Source organism: Lysobacter sp. ESA13C (assembly GCF_019970005.1).
Classification (GTDB): Bacteria; Pseudomonadota; Gammaproteobacteria; order Xanthomonadales; family Xanthomonadaceae; genus Lysobacter; species Lysobacter antibioticus_B.
The window spans coordinates 237,404-264,058 of the sequence record NZ_JAHXYK010000004.1; the positions used below are offsets into that span (position 1 = coordinate 237,404).

The following is a 26,655-nucleotide window of genomic DNA, read 5'->3' on the forward strand; positions in this document are numbered from 1 at the left end:
CAACCAGCGTCGCCGATGCTTGGACGAGGCCGATCGCACCAGGCCGATCGCGCTAGGCGGCTCGCGCCGGGCATGGCAGGATCGCGCCGATGAGTAACAGCCCCGATGCCACGACTTACCTGCGCGACCTCGCGCGCCTGCGCCGCGTGCGCGACCGCATCGACCGCGAGTACGCGCAGCCGCTCGACGTCGAGGCGCTCGCCCAGGGCGTGGGCATGTCGGCCGGGCATCTGAGCCGGCAGTTCCGCGCCGCTTACGGCGAGTCGCCGTATTCGTATCTGATGACCCGGCGCATCGAGCGCGCGATGGCCTTGCTGCGCCGCGGCGACCTCAGCGTCACCGAGATCTGCTTCGAGGTCGGCTGCTCATCGTTGGGCACCTTCAGCACGCGGTTCGCCGAACTGGTCGGCGTGCCGCCGAGCGTCTATCGGCGCGAGGCCGCACAGGCGGGCGACGGGCTGCCGGCGTGCGTGGAGAAGCAGGTGACGCGGCCGGTCCGGCAACGCGAAACCCCGGAGACGGGCAGCGCCTGAGGTCGTGGGGCTTGGTTCCCGATGGATCGTACGTCGCCGACCGCAGCCGCGTGGTCGCGGCTTGCGCCGCTCCTACTCCCGCCGCTCCTACTCCAGAGTATGAAGGTCAGTGGGTGTGGTAGATCTTGCTGAGGATCTTCCACTCGCCGCCGACCTTCAGCAGTTGGAACAGGTCGCTGTAGCGCGCGCCGTTCCACTGGTCGGATTCGACCCGTGCCTGCGCGATGGTGCCGACGATCTCGATCGAGACGATCTGCGCCTGCAGTTGCTTGGCCGCGGGCGCGCTGTCGATGTAGTCGAACAGGCTGCGGATCGGACCGCCGCCGATGCTGCCGTCGGCCGCGAGACCGTGGATGGTCGCTTGCGGCAGGAACGCCGGGCGCATGAGCTCGCTCTTGCCCTGGCGGCCGGCCTCGATATAGCGGTCGAGGACCTTGCGCACGGCGGCATAGTCTTCCGGAGAGGCCGTGGCTACGAGCTTGCTCGCTTCCGGCGCGGGCGGGCGCGCGGCTTGGGCTTGCGCTGCGGCGCTGCACCACGGCAGCAGCAGGACAAAAGCCGATGCCAGCATCAACAGTCGTGCTGGCCTTGCATCGTCTGTGTGGCGCATGGTTCGACCTGTGGTGGGCGTGCTTTAGTGGGCCTGCTGTGTGATGGGCCTGCTGTGATGAGCATGTCCCCTGTGCGGCGGCGATGGCTCCGGCTCCTGCGCTTGCGCCGGGCCGTCCATGGCGCGTTCGCGGAATATAGCCGCATTCGGGCACGACGACGGCCAGGCTCGACGAGCGGCGGTGCAGGCCGCCGCCGCGCGGACGCTTGTTGGCAAGGTCTGCGCGGCGAAGACTCGGCGTAGCGACGTCGGTCCCCCGCGGGTAGCGTTTTCCGCTACCTCGCCGATCCCTGCGCCGGCCAGCCCCGGCACTGCTACATTCCGGGCGTCCCTTTATGGAGCGGTGGCCATGGCCTCGGGAAGTCTGGAACTGGAGGGTTTCGTCCGCGAAGCCTTGTTGCGTGGGCAATCGAAGGAGGCGACCGCACAGGCGCTGGCGGCGGCCGGCTGGAGTGCCGAGCAGACCCGCGGCGCGCTCGACGCCTATGCCGACGTCGGTTTCGTGCTGCCGGTGCCGAAGCCGCGCGCCTCGTTGTCGGCGCGCGAGGCCTTCGCCTACCTGGTGATGTTCACCACCCTGTACTTCGTCGCCTACCACCTCGGCAGCCTGTTGTTCGATCTGATCAACATCGCCTGGCCGGATGCCGCCGACAACGGTTACGAGTTTTGGCGCAAGAGCGTCGACGACTCGCTGCGCTGGTCGGTGTCGGCGCTGGTGATCGCTTTCCCGGTGTTCGCTTTCGTCGCCCACCGGGTCGCCCAGGACGTTGCGCGGCATCCGATCAAGCGCCTGTCGCCGGTGCGTCGCTGGCTGACTTACCTGACCTTGTTCATCGCCGCGACGGTGTTGATCGGCGACATGACCGCCTTGGTCTACAACCTGCTCGGCGGCGAATTGAGCCTGCGTTTCGTGCTCAAGGTGCTGGTGGTCGCGACGATCGCCGGCAGCGTATTCGGTTACTACCTGTGGGACCTGCGTCGCGAGGAGAGCCAGGCATGAGCGCACCGGTCGGACGTTGGCTGCTGATCGCAGCCGCAGTGGCGATCGCGGCGGCGGTGACGGCGGCGATCGTGGTCATGGGCGGCCCAGGTTCGCAGCGCGAGGCCAAGCTCGATCAGCGCCGCACGCAGGAACTGGACCGGATCAACGACGAGGTGCGCGACTATTGGAAACAGCAGGCGCGCCTGCCGGCGGATCTGCCGAGCCTGGCGAACCAACCGGGCGTGGCCCTGAGCACGGTCGATCCGGTTACCGCCGCGCCTTACCGCTACCTCGCCGGCGAGGCCGGCCGCTTTCGCCTGTGCGCGAGCTTCGCCACCGACACCGGGCGCGAGGATGCCAAGCGTCGAGCTACGAACGAATGGCATCCGCGCAGTTGGCGTCATCCGGCCGGCGAACACTGTTTCGAGCTCGACGCTTCCAAGCCCGAGAACTGAGCCGGCGGCGGCCGCATGCCGGCCGTCGCGCGCTCAGCCGCGGTCGCGCTGCGGCTGGGTATTCGACGGCAGGCGCACTCCGAGCAGGTCGCCCAGGCCGACGCGGCGCAGGAACTCGGCGCGGATGCGGTCGCCGACCGCACTGACGACGTCGCAACCGTCGCCGGCCGGGTCGACGTGCACGCGGAACGGACGCCGGCCGTAAGGGCTCGCGACGATCTCGACGATGGCCTCGGCGACGCTGGCGACGTCGGCGTCCTCGGGCACGGTGCCGGCGAGTTTGCCCAGGATCTCCTCGCCGAAACCGGCGGCGACGCCGGCCTCGTAGTCGGCGTTGCGCGCGCTGTCGGCCGGCGTGCCCGAATTCAGGAAGTGATGGGTGCCCGAGGTGAACGCACCCGGCATCACGATGGAAGTCTCGATGCCCCAGCGCGCGAGTTCGCCGGCATAGCTGACCGCCAGCGAATCCATCGCCGCCTTCGCGGCGAAATAGGGGGCTAGATAAGGCGGGGTACCGCCGCGCACGCTGCTGCTCGACACCCACAGCAGCAAGCCGCGGCCTTGCGCGCGCAACTGTGGCAGGGCGGCGCGATTGACGCGCTGGCTGCCGACCACGTTGGTGTCGTAGAGCTGCGCGTACTGCTCGGGCATGAACGCTTCGGCCGGGCCGAAGGCCATGTGGCCGGCGTTGTGGATCAGCACGTCGAGGCAGCCATGCGCGGCGACGACGTGCGCGATCGCGGCGTCGGCGGAGGCCTGCGAGGCGATGTCGAGTTCGAGTGCACGCAGGTCGACCCGGTGCTCGCGGGCATAGGCGCGGGCGGCCTCGACCTGGACGGCGTTGCGGCCGGCGGTGTCGCGCATGCTGGCGTAGACGGTGTGGCCGGCGTCGGCGAGCGCGCGCGCGGCGAGGGCGCCGAAACCGCTGGAGGCGCCGGTGACGAGAACGATCTGCTGGTTCATGGCAAAGCTCCGCTGACGGGCGTCGTCGACGCCCGGGATGAAGGGGATGGGTAGCGGGAGACGGCGCGGCGAAGACCGCGCCGCCGACGATCAGAAAACGTAGCCGCCGTTGACGCGCAGCACCTGCGAGTTCACCCAACTGCCGTCGGGGCCGGCGAGGAAGGACACGGCCGCGGCGATTTCCTCCGGCGTACCTAGGCGTTCCAGCGGCGCCAGGCCGCGGAAGTGGGCGATCTGTTCTTCGCTCTTGCCGTGCAGGAACAGCTCGGTGCCGACCGGGCCCGGGGCGACCGCATTGACGGTGATGTTGCGGCCGCGCAGTTCGTTGGCGAGCACGTGCACCAGGCCTTCGACGCCGGCCTTGGAGGCGATGTAGGGGCCGTAGGTAGGGAAGGCCTTGCCGATCACACTGGTCGACAGGGCGACGATGCGGCCGCCGTCGCGCAGGTGCTGCGCGGCCAGGCCGAGCACGACGAAGCTGCCGCGCAGGTTGGTGCCGATGACGCGGTCGAACTCGGCCAGGTCGCCGCCTTGGATCGGCACGTACGGCATGATGCCGGCGCTGTTGACCACCGCGTCGAGGCGGCCGTAGGTCTGCAAGGCGAGGGCGAACACGCGCTCCATCGCGGCGGGATCGGCGACATCGCCCTGGGCGGCGATGGCCTGGCCGCCGGCGTCGCGGATCTGCGCGACCACGGCCTCGGCGGCGGCGGCGTTGCCGGCGTAGTTGACGACGACCGCGTAGCCGTCGGCGGCGAGGCGCAGGGCGATGGCGCGGCCGATGCCGCGCGAGGCGCCGGTGACGAGGGCGGTCTGGGTCTGGACGGGCTGGGTGGACGACATGGCTGGACTCCAGGTTGGGTGGCGGGGGCGGGATGCCAGGGTTCCGCGGTGGAGGCAGTCTGCTGATTGTCTTGGGTTGGATAAACCATGCTGGATTGGCAATACAATTCAATAATTGACAACAATGTCGCCGCCGGCCGCCCGGGAGCCCGCCATGGACCGTTTCGAGGCCCTGCGCCTGTTCACCCGCATCGTCGAGCTCGGCAGCTTCACCCGCGCCGCCGGCGTGCTCGACCTGCCCAAGGCCACCGCGACCCATGCGATCAAGGAGCTGGAGGCGAGCCTGGGCGTGCGCCTGCTCGAACGCACTACGCGCCAGGTGCGGCCGACCCTCGACGGCCAGGCCTATTACGAACGCTGCGTGCACATCCTGGCCGAACTCGACGATGCCGATTCGGCGCTGCGTTCGGTCGCGAGCAATCCGCGCGGCACCTTGCGCCTGGACCTGCACGGCTCGCACGCGACCGGGATCATCCTGCCGCGCATCGACGAGTTCCGCGCGCGTTACCCGCATATCGACCTGGCGATCAGCAGCGGCGACCGCCTGGTCGACCTGGTGCGCGAGGGCATCGACTGCGTGGTGCGCGCCGGCAACCCGCGCGACTCGTCGTTGATCGCCAAGCGCCTGGCGGTGATGCCGGAAGCGACCTGTGCGAGCCCCGACTATCTGGCGTATTTCGGCACCCCAAAACATCCCGACGAATTGTCCGCGCACCAGTCGGTGGGGTTTTTCTCCAGCAACCGCGATGTGCGGTATCCGTTCGAGTTCATCGTCGACGGCGAATTGCGCGAGGTGCCGCTGAGCTCGTGGATCTCGGTCAACGAAGCCGAATGCTATGTCGCCGCGGCCTTGCGCGGCTGCGGATTGATCCAGTTGCCGCGGCATCACATCGAACCGCACCTGCGCGATGGCCGCCTGGTGGAAGTGTTGGGCGATTACTGCAGCCCGGGCGTGCCGGTGTCGGTGTTGTATCCGCAGCACCGGCAGCTGTCGCCGCGGGTGCGGGTGTTCGTCGACTGGGTGTCGGTGCTGTTCGCGGAGAAGTTCGGGGCGGAGTAGTGGGGTGGGCGCTGCAACAGCAACAGCAACAGCAACAGCAACAGCAAATCCCCCCTTAGACCCCTTTTTCAAAGGGGGGAAGAACTTGGGTTGCATCAAGCAAGGGACAGCGAGCGCTGACCGATGGCCCCCTTTGTAGAAGGGGGCGGCGCCGACGGAAATCGGTGAAGACCGCGAAGGCAGAGCGCGGGGGATTTGCTCTTGCTCGCCCCGCGAAAAGAAGCAACGTCCCTCGGCCAGCGCGCGGACGGTCCGGCGTCAGTCCACCAATTGCCGCATATACCGCAGCAAACGCTCCAGCAAATCCGGATCGTCCGCCGCCGCCGGTTTCGTCGCCGGTTTGTACAGCCGGCGCAGCTCCGGCAGCGGTTTCGCCAGCGTTCCGAAATCGCGCATGATCCCGAGCGGCGCATAGCCGGTGTATCCGGGAAATACCGTCGCAAGGTCGGTATTGCCCATCCGCCGCACCAAGATTTCCGACAGCACCTGACGGTGGTCGGTGGTCACCGGCACGTCGCCGAAATGCGGCGACAGGATTTCCGGATCGAGCCCGGACCAGGTGCCGTAGAAACGCCGGCCGTTGACCGGGCCGCCCAGCACCAGCACCGGATTGCCGTAGCCGTGGTCAGTGCCGCCGTTGGCGTTGGCGCGCACGCGCCGGCCGAATTCGGACTGCACCACCACGGTCACGCGCGAGGCGTGTCCGCTCGCATCCAGCGCGGCATAAAACGCCGACAAGGCCTGCGAGAGTTCGGCGATCTTGTTCTGGTAGTAGTGATAGCCGCTGCCGGCCGTGCCCTGGCCGTCATGGGTGTCCCAACCGCCGAGGTCGAGCGTGGCGTAGTGCAGGCCGAGGTCGAACTGGATCGACTGGGCGATGGTCCACAGTTGCTGGGCGAAGCCGCTGCTCGGCCAGCCCGCCGGCGGCGCGCTGTAGGACTGGCGCGCGATCACCTGCAAGGCGCGGTCGGCGCGTTGGCCGCCGAGTTCGAGCGCGGTCGTTCCGGCCCACAGGCTGGCCAGGGTTTCGTTGACGCCGCGAAAGCCCACCGGCGAATCGGGCCGCGCGGTCTGCCACGACCAGGCGCCGGCGTTGAGGGCGAAATCGCTCGGGCTGGCCATGGTCAGCGCCTGCACCGAAGCCAACAGCCCGGCCGGTTGCCGCGAAGCGACGCCGAGCGCCGGCAGTTTTTCCGCGCCGCTCAGGTTCGGCTGGGTGTTCATCGCACGGGTCAGCCAGCCGCTGCCGATGCCTTGCTGCCCGGGCGTGCCCAGATCGATGTAGAGCTGCGCATCGAAGTGGCTGCGGGTCACGCTAGTAGCGAGTCCGCAGCCGTGCACGATGGCCAGGTGCCCGGCGTTCCACAGATCGCGCAGGCCGTTCGCCGAGGGATGCAAGCCGAAGCCGGTGGCGGCGCCAGTGCCGAGCGTCAACGGCAAGGCGCCGTAGGTGCCGGTCGCGGCGATCGACAGATTCGGCCGTGCCTGCTCGTAGAAACTGCGGTCGTTGCCGCTGATCGGCACGACCAGGTTGAGGCCGTCCAGGCCGCCGCGCAGGAACAGGTGCACGACAGTGTCGTGGCCGTTGGCGGCGGCGAAGGCGGGGTTGGCGAACAGCAGGGCGGGGCCGCCCACCGCACCGGCGGTGACGGCGGCGGTGCCTTTGAGAAACTCGCGTCGGGTCAGCGTCATGTCGGCGGCCTGCTAGCGGCTGAGGAATTCGGGCGACATCAGGATCAGCGACACCATGCTGCGCAATCGGTCCTGGTTGTAGTGGCGCTTGAGGTCGCTCGCCGCCCAGGTGTTGGTGTCGGTGACCACGTAAGTGAGCGGGTCGCCGTTCTGGGCCATGAAGGCGATCAAGGTCTGGCGGCGCGCCGCGGTCGGCAGATAGCCGAGGATGCGCTTGCACCAGAAATCGACCAGCTTGGTCGGCGTCCACGACGGCACCTTGCTGCGCGTGGTGGCGAGGATCGGCGCCATCGGCACGCCGCCGTCCTGGGTTTCGGTGATCCAGTTGAGGATCTTCCAGGTCATCGCATAACTGCCCGAACCCGACCACGCGGCCTGGGTGTCGGGATAGCCGTTCGGCGCCGGCCATTCGTAGGGCGCGTGGCCGGTGAAGCCCATGCGCCAGGCGAACTCGTCGCTCTTCGGCGTGCCGACCGCAATCGTCCAGTCGCTGCCGAGCGTGCGCATCGCCGCGGCGACGGCCTCGAACGGGCGCCGCGACTTCAGGCCCCAGGCCTGCGCGAACGCGCTCGACAAGACGATGTGGCGCAGCGTCAGCGCGATCTGGTCGGCACTGCGCCAGTTCTGGCGGAAGATCGCCGCCGCGCTGGTCACAAGAGCCGCGCTGGGCGTGTCGCTGACGAAGCGGCGGATGAGTTTCTTGCAGATGAAGCGGGCCACGCCGGGGTGGCTGGCGAGGCGGTCGAGTACGTCGCGCCCGTCCTTCAGCGCCGGCTGCTCGGGATAGAGCATGCGGCCGAGCAGGAACTTCGGGCCGGCATCGTGCCAGGCCTGGCGATAGACGAAGCTGCCGTCGTTCTCGGTCGGGTACTGCCAGTGGCCGTTCTTGATCGACCAGCCGGTGAAGGCCGAGGCGGTCTCGTAAACGTCGATGTCGGTGTAGCCGGCCGGGTAGGTCGGGTCTTCGGCATCGGGCGGAACCTGGAACGGGTCCATGAAACCCAGGTAATGCTCGGCGCCGAGCGTATGCAGTTCCAGCAATTCGCGGGCGAAGTTTTCGTTCGGGCCGGCGCGCGTGTTGGAGGCGTTGTCGAGGTAGTAGAGCATCGAGGTGCTCTTGGCGACTTCCTCGAGCATCGCGCGGAAATTGCCGAAGGCATGCGGGCGCAATACGTCGCGCTGGTAATGCACGTAGACCGGGCCGGCGTCGTAGTCGCTGGCGGTGACGTTGAAATGGTCGTGCCAGAAATTGACCATGACCTCGCGCAACTGGCGCTTGGAATGCACCGCGCGCACCAGCGCAGCGCGTTGCGCTTCCCAGGCTGGGCGCATGCGCACTTCGTAGGCCGGGTTCGGCTTGACATGGTCGGCCCACAACTGGGTTAGCGATTTGCCCAGGGTGGTGTAGCCGGCGTTGAGCAAACGCGTCTCGACCGCGCTGTCGTCGATGTTGGCCCAGTCCAGTTGCCAGTCGACGTAGTTGGCCAGCCGTTGCGTATCGGTGGTGCCGAGCGCGTTGAACTCGCTGATCGATTGCGCGGTGGCGCCATAGCTGAGGCTGGCGAGCGCGCGCACCACGAACGGAGGACGCGGCAGGTCGAGCGGCGAAACCAGCAGCGGCGAGGCCTGCACGTCCGGCGCGGCGCTTTGCGTCGCGTCGAGTTTGGCGCGCGCGGCTTTCGACGGCGTGCTGCGTCCGAGCGTGCCGTAACGATCCTGCAGTCGAGTGCGGATCGCGGCCTGTTCGGAGGCGGTTATCGAGCGGGTCATCGGCGCGCTCCTGTCATCGGTCGTGTCGGGGAGCGCGAGCTTATGTCGGCCGGCAAGCCGCAAAGTCCCGGTTGCGTCACAGATCAATGTGTCGTGGGATGCGCTACGTCACTGTTCGAATGCGCACAGGCGACGGCGAATTCACCACGATGGCGCAGTTATCCCCATCAACGTGCGAACGGTCACGCAGATAACGAGCACTTATCGAATCGCATTGCGTGCGGCTTTGCCGATTCTGTCGATTTGCCGACGCCACGTTCACGAGCGGCTCGCATCGGCTTCGTGCGCAAGCGCACATCGCCGTTTCGACGGGCTCGGCAGGCTCTGCGTCGCAAAGCAAATTCCCGGTCGCCATATGCAGATGCAGCGCCTTCATTTCTGTGTGTGCTGCATAGCAACAAAGATGAATCGAACGCCAGTCGCCAGTGTCCGGGGATCGCAACACCCGGCGGCCTGGCCCACCCCTCTGCCAAGGATTCCCCATGCACGCTGTCCTGCGGCTGCAACGCCGTCCGCTTTCCGTCGTTCTCGCCCTGGCGTTGCCCATGATGGCCGCGTCCGCTGTCCAGGCCGCGGAGGCACCGCCGGCCGACCGGGCCGCGACCAATCTCGAACAAGTTGTCGTAACCGGCTCGCGCATTCCGCGCGCAACCCTGGAAGGGCCGTCGCCGGTCACCATCATCAGCAAGGAAGAGATCGACGCGCAGGGTTATCGCAGCGCCTTCGATGCGATCAGCGCGCTGACCCAGAACACCGGCTCGGTGCAGGGCGAGGATTTCGGCAATACCTTCACGCCGGCAGCCAACACCATCAACCTGCGCGGCTTCGGTCCCAACCACACCCTGGTGCTGGTCAACGGCCGGCGCCTGGTCGATTACCCGCTGGCCTATGAAGGCTCGGTCAACGTCGTCAATCTCGCCAACATCCCGACCGCGCTGATCAAGCGCATCGAAGTGTTGGCCGGCGGCGCTTCGGCGATCTACGGTTCGGACGCGGTCGCCGGCGTGGTCAACATCATCCTCAAGGACAAGTTCGAAGGCACCGAAGTCAATCTGCGCGTCGGCGGCACCGAGCAGGGCGGCGGCCAGAACCAGCGCCTGCAGGTGGTCAGCGGTTTGTCGGGCGACAAGTTCGATGCGGTGTTCGGCGTCGAGCTGCTGCATCGCGAAGCGATCTGGGGCGACCAGCGCGACTTCATGGACTCCTTGCTCGATCAACCTTCCGGCACCGCGCTGCTGCCGACCCAGGTGGCGTTCCGCCGCAACGCGCAGAGCAACGGTTTCATCGACCCGGGCGCGGCCTGCGATGCGGTCTCGGGGCTGTACCACGGCTCGGTGCAGCGCACGCGCAATCCTCGCCAGGGCTGGTACTGCGGCAGCAACGAGGCCTCGCCGGCGTTCTGGACCGTGCAGACCCAGAAGAAAAACGCCGATGCCTACGGTTCGTTGACCTGGCGTCTGAGCGACCGCACCGAGGTGTTCGCCGACCTGCAACTGGGCATTTCGAGCATCGAGAACAACACCCGCGCGCCGAGCTGGACTTCGGACAACAACTATTTCTACAACCAGGCCAGCGGCCTCAACGAAATCTGGTACCGCCGCATCGCCCCGGAAGAGATCGGCTCGGCGCACGCCAACAACAATCGCTTCCTCGAACGCTCCTGGGCGTTCACCACCGGCCTGCGCGGCAGCTTCGGCGAGTCGGGTTGGGACTTTGAGGTCGCCTACAACCGCGGCCGCTACGAGAACCGCACCAAGCGCCGCCAGTTCCTGAAAGGCATCAACGAGTTCTACCTCGGCCCGCGCCTGGGCACGCGCAACGGCATCGGCGTGTACAACCCGAGTCCCTCGCGCCTGTACCAACCGCTGACGCCGGCCGACTACCAGCGCCTGACCGGCTTCTACGAAAGCGAGAACGCCGCCTGGATCCAGAACCTCAGCTTCACCGTCAACGGCGACCTGTTCGAGCTGCCGGCCGGCACGGTCGGCTTCGCCGGCGTGCTCGAAGCCGGCAACCAGGGCTACAGCAACCGCCCCGATGCGCGCCTGGGCGACGGCACGTTCTGGAACACCAGCTCGGGTACGCGTGCCGAAGGCGAGCGCGACCGTTATGCGATCGGCGCCGAGATCAACGTGCCGATCTTCAGCACCCTGACCGCATCGGCGGCGGCGCGCTACGACGAGTTCCGCTTCGCCGGGCGCAAATCCGGCAAGGGCACCTGGAACGTCGGCCTCGAGTACCGCCCCTTCGACAGCCTGCTGCTGCGCGGCAGCGCCTCGACCAGTTTCCGCGCGCCGGACATGAACTACATCTTCGCCGCGGAAACACGCGGCTATAACCCGGGCATGACCGACTACTGGCGTTGCCGCACCGCCGGCCAGCCTTACGACAATTGCGATTACTCGGGGCTGGCGATCGATTACACCAGCGCCGGCAACCGCGACCTGAAGCCGGAAAGCGGCAAGTCCTACGGCTTCGGCCTGGTCTGGTCGCCGTCGGAACGCTTCGACGTTTCGCTGGATTACTACAGCATCCGTCTCGAGGACGAAGTCACCAACCTCAGCAGCAGCCGCATCCTGCGCGAGGAGGCCGATTGCCGTCTTGGCGCGACCGTCGGCGGCGAGGGCCGCGACATCAACTCGCCGCTGTGCCAGAACGCGCTGAGCCGCGTGCTGCGCAACCCGGCCGATGCCGCGGTGCAGCCGAACCAGGTTCGCCGCGTGCTCATCAATGCGATCAACGCCGCGTCCGAACGCACCGACGGCATCGACCTGAAGACCAACTTCCGTTGGAACGCCGGCCGCTACGGCGACTTCAGCAGCCGCCTGGGCTACACCCTGGTGCTCAAGCACGATTACCAGCAGTTCTCCGACGACGAGAAGACCGATCGCCGCGATTCGCTCGACGCGACCGATTGGCGCAGCAAGATCAATGCCGGCGTGACCTGGAACATCGGCCCCTGGAGCTCGAACCTCGTCGCCCTGCGCTACGGCAGCCTGCCCAACAGCGACGGCAGCGGCCGCATCGCGCCGTACACGCGCTACAACGGCAGCGTTTCGTATCGCTTCAACGACCGCGGTTCGATCGCCTTCATCGTCAACAACCTGCGCGATTCCAAGCCGCCGGCGGACCGCAGCGGCGGCGGCTGGCCGTTCTATCCGGTCGGCAACTACGACCCCTACGGCCGTCAGTTCTGGCTCGAGCTCGACTACCGTTTCCGCTGAGGACGCGGCACAGGCGCGAGTCCTGCATCGACAAAGAAAAAGCGGGCCTCGGCCCGCTTTTTCTTATCCGGCGGACGTGGCCGAACCTGCGCTCAGAACGGCCCGTTGATCGCCAGCGAGCGGCTCAGCGTCTTGGCTTCGCCGGTGGCCAGGTTGGTGTAGGTCACGTTGACGATGTCGGAGATCGCCATGCCGCCGCGGTACTGCTGGCTGCAGCGCGAAGTGGTGCAGGGCAGCACCAGGCCCAGCTCGGTGGTCCAGACATAGCTGTAGCTGCCGGCCGGCAGATTGCGGATCTCGAACGTGGCGGTGTAGCTGCTGGCCGGATAGAACGAGGTGCAGCGGCCGAAGTTGCCCACCGGCGGTTGGTCGTTGGGGCTGACGAAGCAATACAGCACCGGCCCGGTGATGGCTTGGGGTGCGATCTGCTGCGCGGCCGCCGGCGCGAATGCGGAGGCGGCGACCGCGGCGGCGACGAGCGCGCTGCCGAACAGGGTGTTCATGAGAGCCAATCCCTTTGATTTTATGAGGTCCGTTCCTGAAGTGGCCAGACGATTCTGGCCCGGCCGAGGATAACGCGCGGATATCGGGCGGGGCCGCGGGCTGTCGGAACTGACAGGGCCGTCACGAGTCCCCGCCGCGGCCGCGGGCCGCGGCTGCGACCGGATGACGCAGGCTCCGGGGCGGCCCGCGGGCGCATTGGCGCGGATGCGATAATCGCCGCTCCCGCTCCGTGGACTCCGCCTTTGCTGCACCTGCTGATCTACCTGCGATACATGGCGGTGGCCGGGCAGGTGCTCACGGTCGCCTATGTCGTCGAGCGCCTGAATCTGCCGATTCCGGCACGGCCCTTGTTGGCGATTTCGGCCGGCCTGCTGGCCTTCAACGTCGTCAGTCATGTGTGGTGGCTGCGCCATCGCAACGCCGGTGCGCGCGCCTTGATCCTGCAGTTGCTGGTCGATCTGCTGACCTTGACCGCCTTGCTGTATTTCTCCGGCGGCCCGGCCAACCCCTTCGTGTCGCTGTACCTGGTGCCGGTGGCGGTGGCGGCGATCGGCCTGGAAATCGCGCCGATGCTCGGCCTGACCGTGCTGACTGCGGCGCTCTACACCTGGCTGCTGCAACACCACGTGCCGCTGCCGCACGTGCACGGCGGCGATTTCGAGCTGCACGTGACCGGCATGTGGGTCAATTTCCTGCTTTCGGCGGTGATCATGGGCGTAGTCCTGAGCCGCTTCATGAGCATCGTGCGCGACCAGCGCCGCCGATTGTCGGAAGCGCGCGAACGCGCGATCCGCGACGAGTCGTTGTCGGCGCTGGGTTCGCTCGCCGCCGGCACCGCGCACGAACTCAATACGCCGCTGGCGACGATGAGCCTGTTGGTCGACGACTGGATCGCCAGCGACGCGCCGCCGGCGCGCGAGGACGTCGAACTGCTGCGCGGCCAGCTCGCGCATTGCCGCGACCATGTGCGCGCGCTGGCCGAGATGGCGCGCCGTGGCGCCGCCGGCGAAGCCACCGTCGAAGACGCCGACCGTTTCGTCCACGCCTGCGTCGATCGCTGGCGTTTGCTGCGGCCGAACGCGACCGCGGTGTTCCGCGGCGGCGCCGCCGATCGCGAAGTGCGCATCGACGCGGCCTTGCCGCAGGCGCTGATCAACCTGATCAACAACGCCGCCGACGCCAATGCCGCGCGCGGCCGCGACGAGCCGGTCGAGGTCGCCACGCAGGTGCGCGAGGGCTGGTTGGTGGTGACGATCCTCGACCGCGGCGCCGGCCCCGCCGGCATTGCCGCGCGCCCGCGCCACGACAGCGAGGGGCCGGGGCTCGGCATCGGCCTGATGATCTCCAAGGCCAGCATCGAACGCAGCCGCGGCCGCGTGCGCCAGTTCGAACGCGAGGGCGGGGGCTGCGTTACCGAAGTCGATCTGCCGCTGACCGGGGCGCCGGCATGAGCCTGCCCGCACGCATGCTGTTGATCGACGACGACCTGGCCTTCTGCCAGGTGCTGGCGCGCTTGCTGCAGCGTCGCGGCGTCGAAGTGCAGGCGCGCCACGATGCGGCGAGTGCGCTGGCGGCGCTGGACGAGTTCGCGCCCGAAGGCATCCTGCTCGACCTCAAGCTCGGCGCCGACAACGGCCTGCTGCTGATCCGCGACCTGCGCGAGCGCTGCCCGCAGGCGCGGATCGTGCTCGCGACCGGCTACGCCAGCATCGCCACCGCGGTCGACGCGATGCGGCGCGGTGCCTGGAACTACCTGCCCAAGCCGTTCGACATCGAAGCGTTGGCGCAGTCGTTCGAGTCGCCCGCGGCCGAAGCGCCGCCGCCGGAACCGCCGCTCGACCCGCCGTCGTTGAGGCGCCAGGGCTGGGAACACGTGCAGCGCGTCTTGGCCGAATGCGGCGGCAACGTCTCCGCCGCCGCGCGCGTGCTCGGCGTCGATCGGCGTACCCTGCAGCGGCGCCTGGCCAAACGGCCGGTGCGCGAGCGATAGCCGCGACGAATCCGCAAGACGCGGCGCCTGTAAAGGGTAGGAGCGGCGCGAGCCGCGACCGCGCTATCTCAAGCGGCTTCGTCAGCCCGGTAGGGTGGGGAACGCTTCAGCCACGACCTTTTACATCGCGTTGCGCCGGCTCTGCGGCGGCGCGGTCGCGGCTTGTGACCGCAGGAAATCCCCGTGGGACGCCGCTCCTACCCTTGAAGCGGTGAGGCGCTATTCGGCGGCGGACTTATAGCGCTGCAGCCAATGCGCGGTGCGTTCGAGGTAATACTCCGGTGCCCGCGGTGCGTAATCCAGATACTCGAAGGCGGCGTGCTTGAACGCGACTGCCGGTTCGATCTGGGTGCCTTCGTGCCATTCGTTGAACGAGGTGATGCCGATGAACGGCGCGCCGCTGTCGATCGCCGCCTCGAACATCGCGTCGTAATAGCGGCCGCCGTCGCGCTCCTTCGTGTTCTTGGCATTCCAGGGGCGGACGCGGGTGTCGATATAACCCGGGCCGACCGAAGGAACGAACAGCTTGCCGTGTTGCTTGGCCCAGCGCTGCAACTCGGGCCAATGCTCGGGCGTGGCGCCGTAGCTGAAGCCGCGGCTGGCGAAATAGGTGTAGAAGCCGTCGAAGCCGGACTGCTCGAAGAAGGCATGCTCGTCGGCGCCGACCCACAGCCCGAGCACATCGGCATCGAAAGCGGTGCCGCGGATGCTGTCGGCACCGTCGCGGCCGAGCACCTGGGCCCAGTCCTTGGCGTCGATGACATAGGAGTCGTAGACGAAGAACAGCGGGCGTTTACTGTCCGGATCGCGATAGAAGGCCGGATGCGCGCCGAAGGTCTCGACCAGATAGCGGATCGAGGCGCGCGCGTCGGCGGCGGTCTTGCGCGCGGCCGGCTCGATCTGGAAGCAGATGCGCACGCCGTGGCGCTGTGCGGCTTCGAACAGCGGGCGCAGGCTCTTGTAGCTCGGGTCGTCGACGCCGAGCCAGGTCACCGCGATCACACCGATCCGCGCCGAGGCGATCATCGCCATGTGGCGCTCGATCACCGCCGGGTCGGCGCTGCTGTATTCGCCGAGTTGCGGATAGAAATTGGCCGAGATGTCGCCGTTGCCGGGCAGGCGCTTGGCCGTCCGGTCGCGGTCGTTCTCGCGCAATACATCGTGTGCCCAATGCAGCGGCGCGCCGTCGAGCGTCGGGCTGCCGTACCAGTTGTAGTAGAAGGCGATCGCGCGCGGATTCAATGCGTGCGGCGCATCCGCCGCCGAGGCGAGTAAGGGCGACAGCAGCGAGACGATCGACAACAGGCAACGCAGTAAGAGCAGGCGCATGGACGAGTAGGGCAGCGGCGACCGCCCGACTATAGGACGCCGCGCGCGTCGCGCACAGCGCCGGCGCAGCGGCAGCGCGCGGTTTTGGCATTGTCGAAATCGTCGAAACGCATCGGGTCCCCGATGATTTCGCTGCTGCGCTCGCCGACACGTCGTCCAGGGCGAATATTTTTCGATTCGTTTGGAATTTTTTGGATGGCCGGACGGTCGCGCTGAAGGCCGATGGCCTGGCTTCGGCCGAACCCCGCCGCGGCGCAAGCCGCGACCGCCGTCTCAGGCCACGGCCGCGGGCCGCCGGCACCCAACGGCGCGCATCGCTTTCTGTGATGCCACTCAACGTCGCCGGCGGAACGCCGTTCGTATTCACGTGGACGCCGCCCCGGCGCGGGCGCAGTGTCGGTAGCCGTCCCACGACGCCAGCAGCAGGGACGCCCGCAGTCGCTCTTCAGCACTTCTCTAACCCGAGCCGCCGTCGTCGCCGACGGCGTTCCATCGATCCATCGGAGAACTCGCATGACCGACCGTCGTCTGTTGCATCTCGCCATCGCCGTAGCGATCGGCTTCGCCGCCACCGCTTCTTCCGCTCCGGCCGCCTCGCCGGGCGCCGATCCGCGTTTCGAACTCGATCTGGGCGGATTGCGTTTCGACCCGCTCGCATCCACGCCGGTGCAGCCCAGCAGCGCCTGGGGCCGCGCGCGCGCCGATGGCGAAGACTGGCGCCTGATCCAGTTCGGCGGCCCGGTGCGCCAGGCCTGGCTCGACGAACTGCGTCGTGCCGGCCTGGAGCCGGTGCAGTACGTCCATCCCTACACCTATGTCGCCTGGGGCCGTCGCGATGCCTTGGCGCGGCTCTCCGGCCGTCCTGAAGTGCGTTGGAGCGGCGATTTCCTGCCGGCGTATCGGGTGCAGCCCGAACTGCGCAAGGCCGAACTGCGCAAGGCCGCGACCGGGGCGGTCGAGGTCGATGTCGTCAGCCGCCGCGGCAACTCCGGCTTCGTCACTGCATTGAACGTGCTCGGTGCGAGCAAGGTCGGCGCCGAGGCGCGCGCGATCGATCGTCACTTGCAGGCGCAGACTCTGCGGATATCGGCTGACCGCCTCTCGGCACTGGCGCAGACGCCCGGCGTTTACAGCGTGCAGAGCGTGCCGACCGACGGCGGCCTGCGCGGCGAGATCAGCAGCCAGATCAACGCCGGCAACGTCAACGCGAGCAATTTCGCCTTGCCCGGTTATCGCGCTTATCTGACGTCCATCGGCGTCGACGGCACCGGCGTGACCATGGCCAACGTCGACAGCGGCATCTACCACACTCATCCCGACCTGGCCGCGCGCATGACCGCCTGCGTGGGCAGCACCTGCGGCGCGGCGGCGAGCAGCGCGCACGGCACCCACACCGCGGCGATCATGGCCGGCGACGGCGCATCGAACGTCAACGCGACCACGCCGAACGGCAGCTTCCGCCGCGGTCTCGGCGTGGCGCCGGGCGCCAAGTTGGTCGAGCAGCGTTATTCGCCGACCTACAGCCAGGCCGGCGGCATGTTGCTGTTGATGACCCAGTCGGTGCGCAACCGCGCGGTGATCTCCGGCAACAGCTGGGGCCCGGCCGGTTCGCCGCGCGGTTACGACAACGCCACCCGCCAGGTCGATGTCGGCGTGCGCGATGCCGACCCCGATGCGCCCGGCGATCAGCCGCTGAACTACGTGCTGTCGTTCATGAACGGCAACGGCGGCACCCAGAGCCAGGGCACGCCGGACGAAGCCAAGAACACCTTCACCATCGGCTCGACCAAGGGACAGACCTCGGCCACGGTGCAGCTGACCGCGATAAACGACTTGTCCAGCAACACCGCGCACGGGCCGGCGCTCGATGGCCGGCGCATACCGAGCATGGTCGCGCCGGGGTGTTCGATCGACTCGGCCAACAGCGCGAGCGGCCACGGCCTGATGTGCGGCACCAGCATGGCCTCGCCGCAGGTCGCCGGCGCCAGCGCCTTGTTCGTGCAGTACTACCGCGCACGCTTCGGCGTCGACCCGAGCCCGGCGTTGACCAAGGCCGCTTATACCGCGGTCGCGCAGAACCTGATCGGCCGTCTCGATGCCGACGGCGGCACCCTCGGCACCGCGCCCGACAGCAAGCAGGGCTGGGGGCGGATGCTGATCAAGCCGGTGCTGCAGCCGGCGCAGAGCGTGCAGTACGTCGATCAGAGCCGTGTGTTCAATGCCAGCGGCGAGACCTGGACGAGGACCTTCACCGCGGCCGACCCGAGTAAGCCGATCCGGATCATGCTGGTCTGGACCGATGCGCCCGGCCATGGCCTCGGCGGCACCACCCCGGCCTGGAACAATAACCTCGATCTGCGCGTCACCGCCGGCGCCAGCACTTACCTCGGTAACGTTTTCTCCAGCAGCGGCTGGTCGGTCACCGGCGGCAGCGCCGATGCCAGGAACAACGGCGAGGGCGTGTTCCTGCAGGCCGCGCAGCATGGCGGCAGCGTCAACGTCGAAGTGCGCGCGACCGACATCAACTCCAACGCACTGCCGAACGCCGGCGACGACACCGACCAGGACTTCGCCCTGGTCTGCTACAACTGCGCGGCTTGAGCCTTCCTACCCGCTTAAAGCCCCTCTCCCGCGTGCGGGAGAGGGGTGGGGGTGAGGGCGGATGAGGTGAGGTAAGGGCAGATCGATACGCAACGAACGATCGATGAGCCGCCGCAACGCCGGCCTCACACCACCCCGGTCGCATAGAACACCCCGATCACCACGAACACCGCCATGGTCTTGATCAGGGTGATCGCGAACACGTCCTTGTAGGCCTGGCGATGGGTCAGGCCGGTCACCGCCAGCAGGGTGATGACCGCGCCGTTGTGCGGCAGGGTGTCCATGCCGCCGGAGGCCATCGCGGCGACGCGGTGCAGCACTTCCATCGGGATGCCGGCGGCGTTGGCGTTGGCGATGAAGCTGTCGGCCATGGCCGCGAGCGCGATGCTCATGCCGCCCGAGGCCGAGCCGGTGATGCCGGCCAGGGCGGTCACCGTGACCGCTTCGTTGACCAGCGGGTTCGGAATCGCGGCCAGGGCATTGGCGACCACCAGGAAGCCCGGCAGCGCGGCGATGACCGCGCCGAAACCGTATTCGCTGGCGGTGTTCATCGCCGCGAGCAGGGCGCCGCCGATCGCCGCCTTGCTGCCTTCGGCGAAGCTCGCCGTCACCGGCTTCCAGGCAAACACGACCACCGCGGCGATGCCGATCAACAGCGCGCCTTCGACCGCCCAGATCGCGGCGATTTTCGACACCTCCTGCACCACCGGTGCGGCGTCGCCGATCACCGCCGGGTCGAAACTGTGTCGAGCGCCGTACACCTGCGGCAGCCACACGCTGAAGGCTTTGTTGGCGAGGCCGACCAGCAGCAGCGGCAGGATCGCGACCGCCGGATGGGCGAGGCGGCCGCCGGCGAACGGCGCCGGCTCGTTGATCAGATTCTCGCCGTAGCCTTCGCCGGCGCGCAGCGCCACGCGGCGGCGCCAGTTCAGATAGAGCAGGCCGACGATCAGGATGAACACGCCGCCGATCAGGCCCAGCCAGGGCGCGGCCCAGGTGTCGGTGCCGAAGAACGCGGTCGGGATGATGTTCTGGATCTGCGGCGTGCCCGGCAACGCGTCCATGGTGAAGGTGAACGCGCCGAGCGCGATGGTGCCGGGGATCAGGCGCTTGGGAATGTCGCTCTGGCGGAACAGCTCGGCGGCGAAGGGATACACCGCGAACACCACCACGAACAGCGACACGCCGCCGTAGGTGAGCAGGGCGCAGACCGCGACGATCGACAGCATGGCGCGTTCGCGCCCGAGCAGGCGGATGGTCGCGGCGACGATCGATTTCGAGAAGCCCGAGACCTCGATCAGCTTGCCGAACACCGCGCCGAGCAGGAACACCGGGAAATACAGCTTGAGGAAGCCGACCATCTTGTCCATGAACAGGCCGGTGAACATCGGCGCGACCAGGCTCGGGTCGGTCAGCAGCACTGCGCCGAGCGCCGCCACCGGCGCGAACAGGATCACGCTGTGGCCGCGGTAGGCGACATACATCAGAAAGCACAGCGCGGCCAGCACGATCACGAACGCCATCGGTTTGTTTCCCCGTGACGAACGTCCAGGCCCGTCGGTGCGCGCAGTGTCGGCAAGCGCGGGCGGGCGGGGCATTGTCCGAAGGTACAGCTGCCGGACGTGACCGCGTCCTCATAGTCTGCGCGGCATGACGGGGGCCTTCGTCCAGCTGCCGCCGCCATTCTCGCGTGGGGGCGGAATGGCGGCGGTGCGGACACCGGCCCATCGCGATCGCTACGAACGGCTGCTGCAAACGGCCGCTACAAGGGGAGAGACACACGTGAAGCAAGGCAAGCAGACACGCAGCAAGATCGGCCACAGCACGTTGAGCCTGGCCATCGCCGGCGCGTTGCTGGCGCCGGCCGCCTGGGCGCAGGAAGCCGCGCCGGCCGCCGAGGCGCAGGCCAAGACGCTGGGTTCGATCACCGTGACCGCGCGCAAGCGCGAGGAGACCTTGCAGGAGGTGCCGGTCGCGATCACCGCGTTCACGCCCGAGGCGCTGGACCGGCTCAACGTCGAGGACCTCAGCGACCTCGACGCGCAGGTGCCCAATCTGACCATCTACGCCGCGCGCGGCTCCAGCAGCACCATCACCGCTTATATCCGCGGCGTCGGCCAGTCCGATCCGCTGTGGGGCGTCGACCCGGGCGTCGGCATCTACATGGACGATGTCTACATCGCCCGTCCGCAGGGGGCCTTGCTCGACGTGTTCGACGTCGAGCGCATCGAGGTGCTGCGCGGCCCGCAGGGCACGCTGTACGGCAAGAACACCATCGGCGGCGCGATCAAGTACATCTCGCGCGGCCTGCCGACTTCGCTCGACGGCTTCGCTTCGGTCACGGTCGGCAACTACGGCCAGCTCGACGTCAAGGCGGCGATCGCCGGCCCGATCGGCGGCAGCACCCAGGGCGGCGATGCCACCCTGCGCGGCCGCCTCTCGGTGGCCAGCCTCAACCGCGACGGTTTTGGCGAGAACGTGGTTACCGGCCAGGACGTCAGCGATAAAGAGATTCTCGCCCTGCGCGGCAGCCTCGGCGCCTACGTCAGCGATGCCCTCGACATCCAGTTCGCCTTCGACTGGATGGACGACCAGTCCGGCGTGCGCGGCGCCAAGATGCTCGCCGCCAACCGCTTCGCCCCGGGCCAGGCGCCGTTGAATTCGCGCTACGACATCCGCAGCGGCATGCCCAACATCAACGACACCACCATCAAGGGCGCGTCGGCGACGGTCAACTGGCGCGCCAGTGAGGACTGGAGCTTCAAGTACGTGCTGGCCAAGCGCGAGTCGGACACCGAGACCAACATCGACTTCGACACCCTGCAGAACAAGATCGCCGACGTGAAGGCGTTCTACAGCGACCAGCAGATCACCCACGAGCTGCAGGCCAACTACGACGGCGGCGGCCGCGCCCGCGGCGTCATGGGCGTGTACGCCTTCGACGGCGAGGCCGGCGGCCAGGTGCTCAACAACTTCTTCAACCTCAGCTTCGGCGACACCCAGGGCACGGTCTTCACCGAGAGCATCGCCGCTTATGCCGACTGGACCTTCGATCTCACCGACAAGCTCAAGCTCGACGTCGGCGTGCGCTACACCGACGAGGACAAGCGCGCCAAGGTGCTGAACCGCGGCTACCGCGATGCCAGCTTCAGCGTGCCCAACGGCCTGGTCGCGGCGAATTTCGACCGCAAGATCAATTTCAAGAACACCTCGCCGAAGATCTCGCTCGACTACCAGATCGCGCCCGACATTCTGCTGTACGGCCTGGCCACGCGCGGCTTCAAGTCCGGCGGCTACAACATCCGCGCACAGGCCGCCGCGGTGCCGCGTTCGGCCGAGCCCTTCGACGACGAGGTCGTCGACAGCTTCGAAGTCGGCAGCAAGATGGCCTTCTTCGATCAGCGCCTGTTCTTGAACCTGGCCTATTTCCACAACGACTACAAAGACATCCAGCTGTCGGTGTTCACCGCCTACGACAGCAACGGCGACGGCACCAACGATGCCTTTTTCGGCGATTTCACCAACGCCGGCTCCGGCACGGTGCAGGGCCTGGAAGTCGAATACCAGTGGCTGCCGAACGAGCATTGGCTGATCTCGGGCAACCTGGCCTGGCTCGACGCCAAGTACGACGAATTCATCTATGCCGGCGTCAACATCGCCGACGAGCAGGAGTTCACCAACGCCCCGGACTTCTCCGGCGCGCTCAACGTCGAGTACCGCACCGACCTGAGCAACGGCAGCAATCTGTCGGCGCGCGTGGGCTACAGCTACCAGAGCGACGTGGTGGCGACCACCGAGATCATCCGCACCGGCGCGGTGCCGATCACCCAGGACGGCTATGGCCTGGTCAACGCCGGCGTGACCTGGAAGAGCCCGGGCCCGTGGACGGTGTCGCTGCAGGGCACCAACCTGGCCGACAAGGAATACCGCACCACCGGTTACAGCCTCAATTCCGCCTTGGGCGTCTACACCGGCTTCTACGGCCCGCCGCGTCAGTACACGCTGTCGGTGAAGTACGCGTTCTGATCGTTGCCGCGGCGACCGACGACGTCGCCGTGACGGCGTGAATCCTCTGCCACGGATGGCGGGGATTCGTTTTGTTTGGCTTGGGTCGGATATTGAGAAGTGAAAGCCGAGAGCCGAGAGCCGAGAGCCGAGAGCAAATCCCCCTCGGTCCCCCTTTTCCAAAGGGGGAGGTACTTCGGGACGATTCGTTCGATCCCGAAGCTCGTGCCGTTCTCTCTTGTAAACAGGGAAGTGCTTCGGGGAGATTCGTTCCCCACCCAAAACCCGTGCCGTTCCCCCCTTTGTTGAGGGGGGCAGGGGGGATTTGCCTTTGCTTTTGCCCCGCCTTCGCCTCGCCTAGCCAAAGCGCCCCTCACTCTCTACGACCCCATCCGCCGCACCGAACCGCTGCGCTATCCTGCGCCGATGCCTCCCGTCGCCGCCTCATGCTGAGCCTTACCGTCGTCGCGCTGGCCAGCCTGGCCTGGCTGGCGCTGATGTTCGGCACCGCGCTGTTCGCCGAGCGGCGGCCGAACGTGCTGGCGCGGCATTGGCGCCATATCTACGCGCTGTCGCTCGCGGTGCACTGCACCTCGTGGACCTTCTACGGCACGGTCACCCAGGCGGCGCGCTACGGTTGGCCGTTGCCGCCGACTTTCCTCGGCTCGATCCTGTTCTACGCGCTCGCGCTCGGCTTCATGGTCAAGCTGGTCAAGCTGGCGCGCGAAACCAACGCGACCTCGCTCGCCGATCTGATCGCCACGCGCCTGGGCAAGGACGCCTGGCTCGCCGCGCTGGTGACCTTGATCGCCGCGCTCGGCCTGATCCCCTACATCGCCCTGCAGCTCAAGGCCGTGGCGATGAGCTTCGCGATGCTGACCACGCGCGCGACCGACGGCGGCGCGCTGCCGGCCTGGCGCGACAGTGCGCTGTACGTGGCCTTGGCGATGGCCTTGTTCGCGATGTTATTCGGCACCCGCCGCGCCAGCGCGGCCGAGCACAACCGCGGCCTGGTCCTGGCGATGGCGTTCGAGTCGGTGTTCAAGCTCGCCGCGATGCTCGCGCTCGGCGCCTTCGTCTGGTTCGGCCTCGGCGATTTGCCGCAGGCCGCGGCGGTCGCTGTCGACGCACCGGCGCAGCCGGCCGGCGGTTTCGTGCCGCTGGTGCTGCTCGGCGGGCTGGCGATGTTCATCCTGCCGCATCAGTTCCACGTCGCGGTGGTCGAATGCCGCGATGAAGCCGACGTGCGCACCGCGCGTTGGCAGTTCCCGCTGTATCTGTTGTTGATCGCGTTGCCGGTGCTGCCGCTGGCCAAGGTCGGCCAGTCCTTGCTCGGCAGCCAGGTGCCGTCGGACCTGTACGTGCTGGCCCTGCCGCTGGCGCAAGGGCACGAATCGCTGGCGCTGTTCGCTTTCCTCGGGGGGCTCAGCGCCGCCACCGGCATGGTCGTGGTCAGCACCCTGACCCTGAGCCTGATGATCGGCAACCACTGGTTCGCGCCGGGCCTGTTGCGCGGCGCGTGGGCGCGCAACGACGACTTGCGCGGGCGCGTGCTCGCGCTGCGCCGCGCCGGCATCGTCGCGATCATGCTGTTGGCCTGGGGCTATAGCCGCCTGATCGCCGGCAGCGAGGCGCTGGCCGACGTCGGCGCGGTGTCGTTCTCGGCATTGGCGACCCTGGCGCCGGCGCTCGCGTTCGCGGTGTGGCGGCCGCAGACGCCGGCGCGCGCGGCCTTCGCCGGCATCGTCGCCGGCTTCGCGGCCTGGGTCTGGGTGTTGCTGCTGCCGCTGTTGTACGAAGCGCGCGGTATCGCGCCGTCGTGGCTGCACGAGGGGCCGTTCGGTTGGCATTGGCTGGCGCCGGAACGTTTGTTCGGCCTGACCGGCTGGAGCCGGCTCGGTCGCGCGGTCGGCGTCAGCCTGTTCATCGGCACCCTGACCACCGTGCTGGCGGCGCTGTGGCGGCGCGAATCGCCGCGCCATGCGCGCCGCGGGCTCGATGCACAGACCTTGCGCGACGCCGGCCTGCGCTTTCTGTCGCGCGAACGCGTCGCGCAATTGCTCGACGGGGTGCCGGCCGGCGGCGCGGTCGATGCCACGGTCGAAGCCGGCGTCGAGCGCGAACTGGCCGCGGTGCTGGGTTCGGCCTCGGCGCGGGTGCTGCTGGACGCGGCGCGGCGCGAAGCCGGGCGCGATCTCGACACCGTGGCGGCGATCGTCGGCGAGGCCTCGGCCGACCTGCGTTTCAACCAGCGTCTGCTGGAAGCGGCGTTGCAGAACATGAGCCAAGGCATCAGCGTGGTCGACGCGCAACTGCGCCTGGTCGCCTGGAACCGCCGTTATGCCGAGCTGTTCGGCTATCCGGCCGAGTTGCTGCAGGTCGGCCGGCCGATCGCCGATCTCGCGCGCTGGGCGATGCAGCGCTTACCGATGCAGGCCGATATCGAATATTCGCTGGAACGGCGCCTGGCCTTCATGCGCGCGGGCACCGCGCATTTGTCCGAGCGCGTGCTCGCCGACGGCAGCATCATCGAAATTCGCGGCAACCCCATGCCCGGCGGCGGCTTCGTCGCGACTTTCACCGACGTCACCGCGTTCCGGCGCGCCGAGGCCGGCCTGATCCAGGCCAACGAAACCCTGGAGCAGCGCGTCGCCGAGCGCACCGCCGACCTGGAAGTGGCGACCCGCGAGGCCGAGCGCGCCAACGAAGCCAAGAGCCGCTTCCTCGCCGCGGTCGGCCACGACCTGATGCAGCCCTTGCATGCCGCGCAGTTATTCACCGATGCCTTGGCGCAGCAGGTCGCCGAGCCGGCGCAACGCGAAACCGTGGCCCAGATCGGCGGCGCGCTCGATTCCACCGGCGATCTGTTGACCGGTTTGCTCGACATGTCGCGTTTGCAGGCCGGCGGCCTGGTGCCGCAGCCGCGCGAGTTTCCGCTGGCCGAAGTGCTGGAGCCGTTGGCCTCGGAGTTCGGCGCCATTGCCGCCGCGCGCGGCCTGCGTTTCCGCTATGTCGCCTCGCGCGCGTGGACGCGCAGCGACCCGCAGTTGCTGCGCCGCGTGTTGCAGAACTTCCTCGCCAATGCGGTGCGCTACACCGCGCAGGGGCGGGTGTTGATCGGCGTGCGTCGGCGCGGTGGCGGCCTGTCGATCGAAGTGCACGACAGCGGCCCGGGCATCGCGGCCGACCAGCGCACGATGATCTTCGAGGAATTCCGCCGTGGCGAGGACGCGCCGGGGCAGGGCCTCGGCCTGGGCCTGTCGATCGCCGACCGCATCGCGCAATTGCTCGACGCGCCGCTGAGCCTGCACAGCCGCGTCGGCCACGGCACCGCGTTCGGCGTACGCGTGCCGAGCCTGCCCGTGCCGCAGCCGATCGCATCGCAGCCGATCGCGTCCGCCGGCGCGGCGCGCGGCATCGCCGGGCTGCGCGTGCTCGCGGTCGACAACGATCCGCAGGCCTTGGGCGCATTGAGCGAGACGCTGCGGCGCTGGGGCTGCGCCGTGGTCACCGCTAGCGTCGGCGAGGACGCGCGCCGGGCCATGCGCGAGCAGCCCGCGGCGCTGTGGCTGTTCGACTACCACCTCGACGACGACGACACCGGCGTGGCCCTGGCGCAGCGCCTCAGCGACGAGTTCGGCGCACGGCCTTGCCTGCTGCTGAGCGCCGACACCGGTGCTGCGGTGCGGCAATCGGTGCATGCCGCCGGCTGGTCGCTGCTGGCCAAACCGGTCAAGCCGCTGGCCCTGAAATCGGTGCTCGACCGCTTGCTCGCCGCCGGCGGAATCGAGCGCTGAGCGCCATCGCCGCGCCGAATTCGGGTGGTGACCAAGCGTGAGCAAAGTCAAGGAAATTTGGTGGTCATTTTCTAGCCAACCCTATTGCAATGCTTGTGTAGCAATGCGTTGCGAGTGGTTGGAAGAGAACTGTCCGCAGGCTTGTCCACAGGCTGTGTGGACAACACGGGCCGCGAAAACGATAAACAGCCTGAATGTGCCAAGGTCTGTGCCGCGTGCTTCGTCGCAGGCCTATCACGATCCGCGATGGCGTGCGCAGTCTTGACGGCGCGAGTGTCCGACGCTAGACGCCACCAA

18 protein-coding genes are annotated in these 26,655 nt (G+C 68.0%); 10 read left to right on the top strand and 8 right to left on the bottom strand.

Translation table 11 applies throughout. From position 1 onward, the window contains the following. Nucleotides 1-89: 89 nt before the first annotated feature. On the top strand, nucleotides 90-533 hold the full coding sequence (locus LC490_RS10000; protein ID WP_031370856.1) for a helix-turn-helix transcriptional regulator: 444 nt from the start codon (nucleotides 90-92) through the stop codon (nucleotides 531-533). A 106-nt stretch (nucleotides 534-639) separates the two neighbouring features. Here LC490_RS10000 and LC490_RS10005 read toward each other — a convergent pair whose 3' ends face one another. Next, a complete protein-coding gene (locus LC490_RS10005) occupies nucleotides 640-1,104 on the bottom strand; it encodes a nuclear transport factor 2 family protein (RefSeq protein ID WP_223620094.1) in 465 nt (154 codons plus the stop codon). Nucleotides 1,105-1,492: 388 nt separating this feature from the next. On the opposite strand from LC490_RS10005, the gene LC490_RS10010 reads away from it, so the two are divergent. Both LC490_RS10010 and LC490_RS10015 read left to right on the top strand, forming a co-directional pair. Beyond that, nucleotides 1,493-2,143 carry a DUF5671 domain-containing protein gene (locus LC490_RS10010; RefSeq protein WP_031370854.1) on the top strand — a complete coding sequence of 217 codons (651 nt, stop codon included), beginning with the start codon at nucleotides 1,493-1,495 and terminating at the stop codon, nucleotides 2,141-2,143. Then, nucleotides 2,140-2,580 carry a hypothetical protein gene (locus LC490_RS10015; protein WP_031370853.1) on the top strand — a complete coding sequence of 147 codons (441 nt, stop codon included), beginning with the start codon at nucleotides 2,140-2,142 and terminating at the stop codon, nucleotides 2,578-2,580. The genes LC490_RS10010 and LC490_RS10015 overlap by 4 nt, the downstream gene beginning before the upstream one ends. 33 nt (nucleotides 2,581-2,613) lie before the next feature. On the opposite strand, the gene LC490_RS10020 is transcribed toward LC490_RS10015, so the two are convergent. Together LC490_RS10020 and LC490_RS10025 are read right to left on the bottom strand one after the other, a co-directional pair. After that, complete coding sequence (locus LC490_RS10020; protein ID WP_223620095.1) at nucleotides 2,614-3,543, bottom strand: SDR family NAD(P)-dependent oxidoreductase; 930 nt, start codon at nucleotides 3,541-3,543, stop codon at nucleotides 2,614-2,616. 90 nt (nucleotides 3,544-3,633) lie between these two features. Further along, nucleotides 3,634-4,386, bottom strand: a complete 753-nt coding sequence (locus tag LC490_RS10025) for an SDR family oxidoreductase (protein ID WP_223620096.1) — start codon at nucleotides 4,384-4,386, stop codon at nucleotides 3,634-3,636. A gap of 154 nt (nucleotides 4,387-4,540) precedes the next feature. Here LC490_RS10025 and LC490_RS10030 point away from each other — a divergent pair, with 154 nt between their 5' ends. After that, nucleotides 4,541-5,446 (top strand): LysR family transcriptional regulator, encoded by a 906-nt coding sequence (locus tag LC490_RS10030; protein ID WP_223620097.1) that lies wholly within the window; start codon nucleotides 4,541-4,543, stop codon nucleotides 5,444-5,446. 258 nt (nucleotides 5,447-5,704) lie between these two features. On the opposite strand, the gene LC490_RS10035 is transcribed toward LC490_RS10030, so the two are convergent. Then, nucleotides 5,705-7,138, bottom strand: coding sequence for a DUF1501 domain-containing protein (locus LC490_RS10035; protein WP_051884502.1), 1,434 nt, complete (start codon nucleotides 7,136-7,138; stop codon nucleotides 5,705-5,707). A gap of 12 nt (nucleotides 7,139-7,150) precedes the next feature. Next, the gene (locus LC490_RS10040) at nucleotides 7,151-8,908 is read right to left on the bottom strand and encodes a DUF1800 domain-containing protein (RefSeq protein WP_051884501.1); all 1,758 of its coding nucleotides are present in this window, start codon (nucleotides 8,906-8,908) and stop codon (nucleotides 7,151-7,153) included. 482 nt (nucleotides 8,909-9,390) lie between these two features. Between LC490_RS10040 and LC490_RS10045 the strand changes: the two genes are divergently transcribed. Beyond that, on the top strand, nucleotides 9,391-12,132 hold the full coding sequence (locus LC490_RS10045) for a TonB-dependent receptor (protein WP_223620098.1): 2,742 nt from the start codon (nucleotides 9,391-9,393) through the stop codon (nucleotides 12,130-12,132). Between the two features lie 92 nt (nucleotides 12,133-12,224). On the opposite strand, the gene LC490_RS10050 is transcribed toward LC490_RS10045, so the two are convergent. Then, complete coding sequence (locus tag LC490_RS10050; RefSeq protein ID WP_223620099.1) at nucleotides 12,225-12,635, bottom strand: hypothetical protein; 411 nt, start codon at nucleotides 12,633-12,635, stop codon at nucleotides 12,225-12,227. Between the two features lie 243 nt (nucleotides 12,636-12,878). On the opposite strand from LC490_RS10050, the gene LC490_RS10055 reads away from it, so the two are divergent. Further along, nucleotides 12,879-14,087 (top strand): ATP-binding protein, encoded by a 1,209-nt coding sequence (locus LC490_RS10055; RefSeq protein WP_223620100.1) that lies wholly within the window; start codon nucleotides 12,879-12,881, stop codon nucleotides 14,085-14,087. Continuing rightward, complete coding sequence (locus LC490_RS10060; protein ID WP_031370844.1) at nucleotides 14,084-14,626, top strand: response regulator; 543 nt, start codon at nucleotides 14,084-14,086, stop codon at nucleotides 14,624-14,626. Before LC490_RS10055 ends, LC490_RS10060 begins: the two co-directional genes overlap by 4 nt. A gap of 219 nt (nucleotides 14,627-14,845) precedes the next feature. Here the strand turns inward: LC490_RS10060 and LC490_RS10065 are convergent, their stop codons facing one another. After that, entirely contained in the window at nucleotides 14,846-15,955 is a 1,110-nt protein-coding gene (locus LC490_RS10065) for a glycoside hydrolase family 99 protein (protein WP_051884497.1), read from the bottom strand. 513 nt (nucleotides 15,956-16,468) lie between these two features. Here LC490_RS10065 and LC490_RS10070 point away from each other — a divergent pair. Next, nucleotides 16,469-18,556 carry a S8 family serine peptidase gene (locus tag LC490_RS10070; protein WP_223620101.1) on the top strand — a complete coding sequence of 696 codons (2,088 nt, stop codon included), beginning with the start codon at nucleotides 16,469-16,471 and terminating at the stop codon, nucleotides 18,554-18,556. A 125-nt stretch (nucleotides 18,557-18,681) separates the two neighbouring features. Here LC490_RS10070 and LC490_RS10075 read toward each other — a convergent pair whose 3' ends face one another. Next, complete coding sequence (locus LC490_RS10075) at nucleotides 18,682-20,079, bottom strand: GntP family permease (RefSeq protein ID WP_223620102.1); 1,398 nt, start codon at nucleotides 20,077-20,079, stop codon at nucleotides 18,682-18,684. A gap of 259 nt (nucleotides 20,080-20,338) precedes the next feature. On the opposite strand from LC490_RS10075, the gene LC490_RS10080 reads away from it, so the two are divergent. After that, nucleotides 20,339-22,582 carry a TonB-dependent receptor gene (locus tag LC490_RS10080; RefSeq protein ID WP_223620103.1) on the top strand — a complete coding sequence of 748 codons (2,244 nt, stop codon included), beginning with the start codon at nucleotides 20,339-20,341 and terminating at the stop codon, nucleotides 22,580-22,582. 425 nt (nucleotides 22,583-23,007) lie between these two features. Next, complete coding sequence (locus tag LC490_RS10085) at nucleotides 23,008-26,358, top strand: PAS-domain containing protein (RefSeq protein WP_223620104.1); 3,351 nt, start codon at nucleotides 23,008-23,010, stop codon at nucleotides 26,356-26,358. The last annotated feature ends 297 nt before the right edge of the window (nucleotides 26,359-26,655 follow it).

What these genes read in the sequence shown, in the direction of transcription:
- LC490_RS10000 (WP_031370856.1), top strand. Translation starts at nt 90, where the DNA reads ATGAGTAACAGCCCCGATGCCACGACTTACCTGCGCGACCTCGCGCGC.
- LC490_RS10005 (WP_223620094.1), bottom strand. Translation starts at nt 1,104, where the DNA reads ATGCTGGCATCGGCTTTTGTCCTGCTGCTGCCGTGGTGCAGCGCCGCA.
- LC490_RS10010 (WP_031370854.1), top strand. Translation starts at nt 1,493, where the DNA reads ATGGCCTCGGGAAGTCTGGAACTGGAGGGTTTCGTCCGCGAAGCCTTG.
- LC490_RS10015 (WP_031370853.1), top strand. Translation starts at nt 2,140, where the DNA reads ATGAGCGCACCGGTCGGACGTTGGCTGCTGATCGCAGCCGCAGTGGCG.
- LC490_RS10020 (WP_223620095.1), bottom strand. Translation starts at nt 3,543, where the DNA reads ATGAACCAGCAGATCGTTCTCGTCACCGGCGCCTCCAGCGGTTTCGGC.
- LC490_RS10025 (WP_223620096.1), bottom strand. Translation starts at nt 4,386, where the DNA reads ATGTCGTCCACCCAGCCCGTCCAGACCCAGACCGCCCTCGTCACCGGC.
- LC490_RS10030 (WP_223620097.1), top strand. Translation starts at nt 4,541, where the DNA reads ATGGACCGTTTCGAGGCCCTGCGCCTGTTCACCCGCATCGTCGAGCTC.
- LC490_RS10035 (WP_051884502.1), bottom strand. Translation starts at nt 7,138, where the DNA reads ATGACGCTGACCCGACGCGAGTTTCTCAAAGGCACCGCCGCCGTCACC.
- LC490_RS10040 (WP_051884501.1), bottom strand. Translation starts at nt 8,908, where the DNA reads ATGACCCGCTCGATAACCGCCTCCGAACAGGCCGCGATCCGCACTCGA.
- LC490_RS10045 (WP_223620098.1), top strand. Translation starts at nt 9,391, where the DNA reads ATGCACGCTGTCCTGCGGCTGCAACGCCGTCCGCTTTCCGTCGTTCTC.
- LC490_RS10050 (WP_223620099.1), bottom strand. Translation starts at nt 12,635, where the DNA reads ATGAACACCCTGTTCGGCAGCGCGCTCGTCGCCGCCGCGGTCGCCGCC.
- LC490_RS10060 (WP_031370844.1), top strand. Translation starts at nt 14,084, where the DNA reads ATGAGCCTGCCCGCACGCATGCTGTTGATCGACGACGACCTGGCCTTC.
- LC490_RS10065 (WP_051884497.1), bottom strand. Translation starts at nt 15,955, where the DNA reads ATGCGCCTGCTCTTACTGCGTTGCCTGTTGTCGATCGTCTCGCTGCTG.
- LC490_RS10070 (WP_223620101.1), top strand. Translation starts at nt 16,469, where the DNA reads ATGACCGACCGTCGTCTGTTGCATCTCGCCATCGCCGTAGCGATCGGC.
- LC490_RS10075 (WP_223620102.1), bottom strand. Translation starts at nt 20,079, where the DNA reads ATGGCGTTCGTGATCGTGCTGGCCGCGCTGTGCTTTCTGATGTATGTC.
- LC490_RS10085 (WP_223620104.1), top strand. Translation starts at nt 23,008, where the DNA reads ATGCTGAGCCTTACCGTCGTCGCGCTGGCCAGCCTGGCCTGGCTGGCG.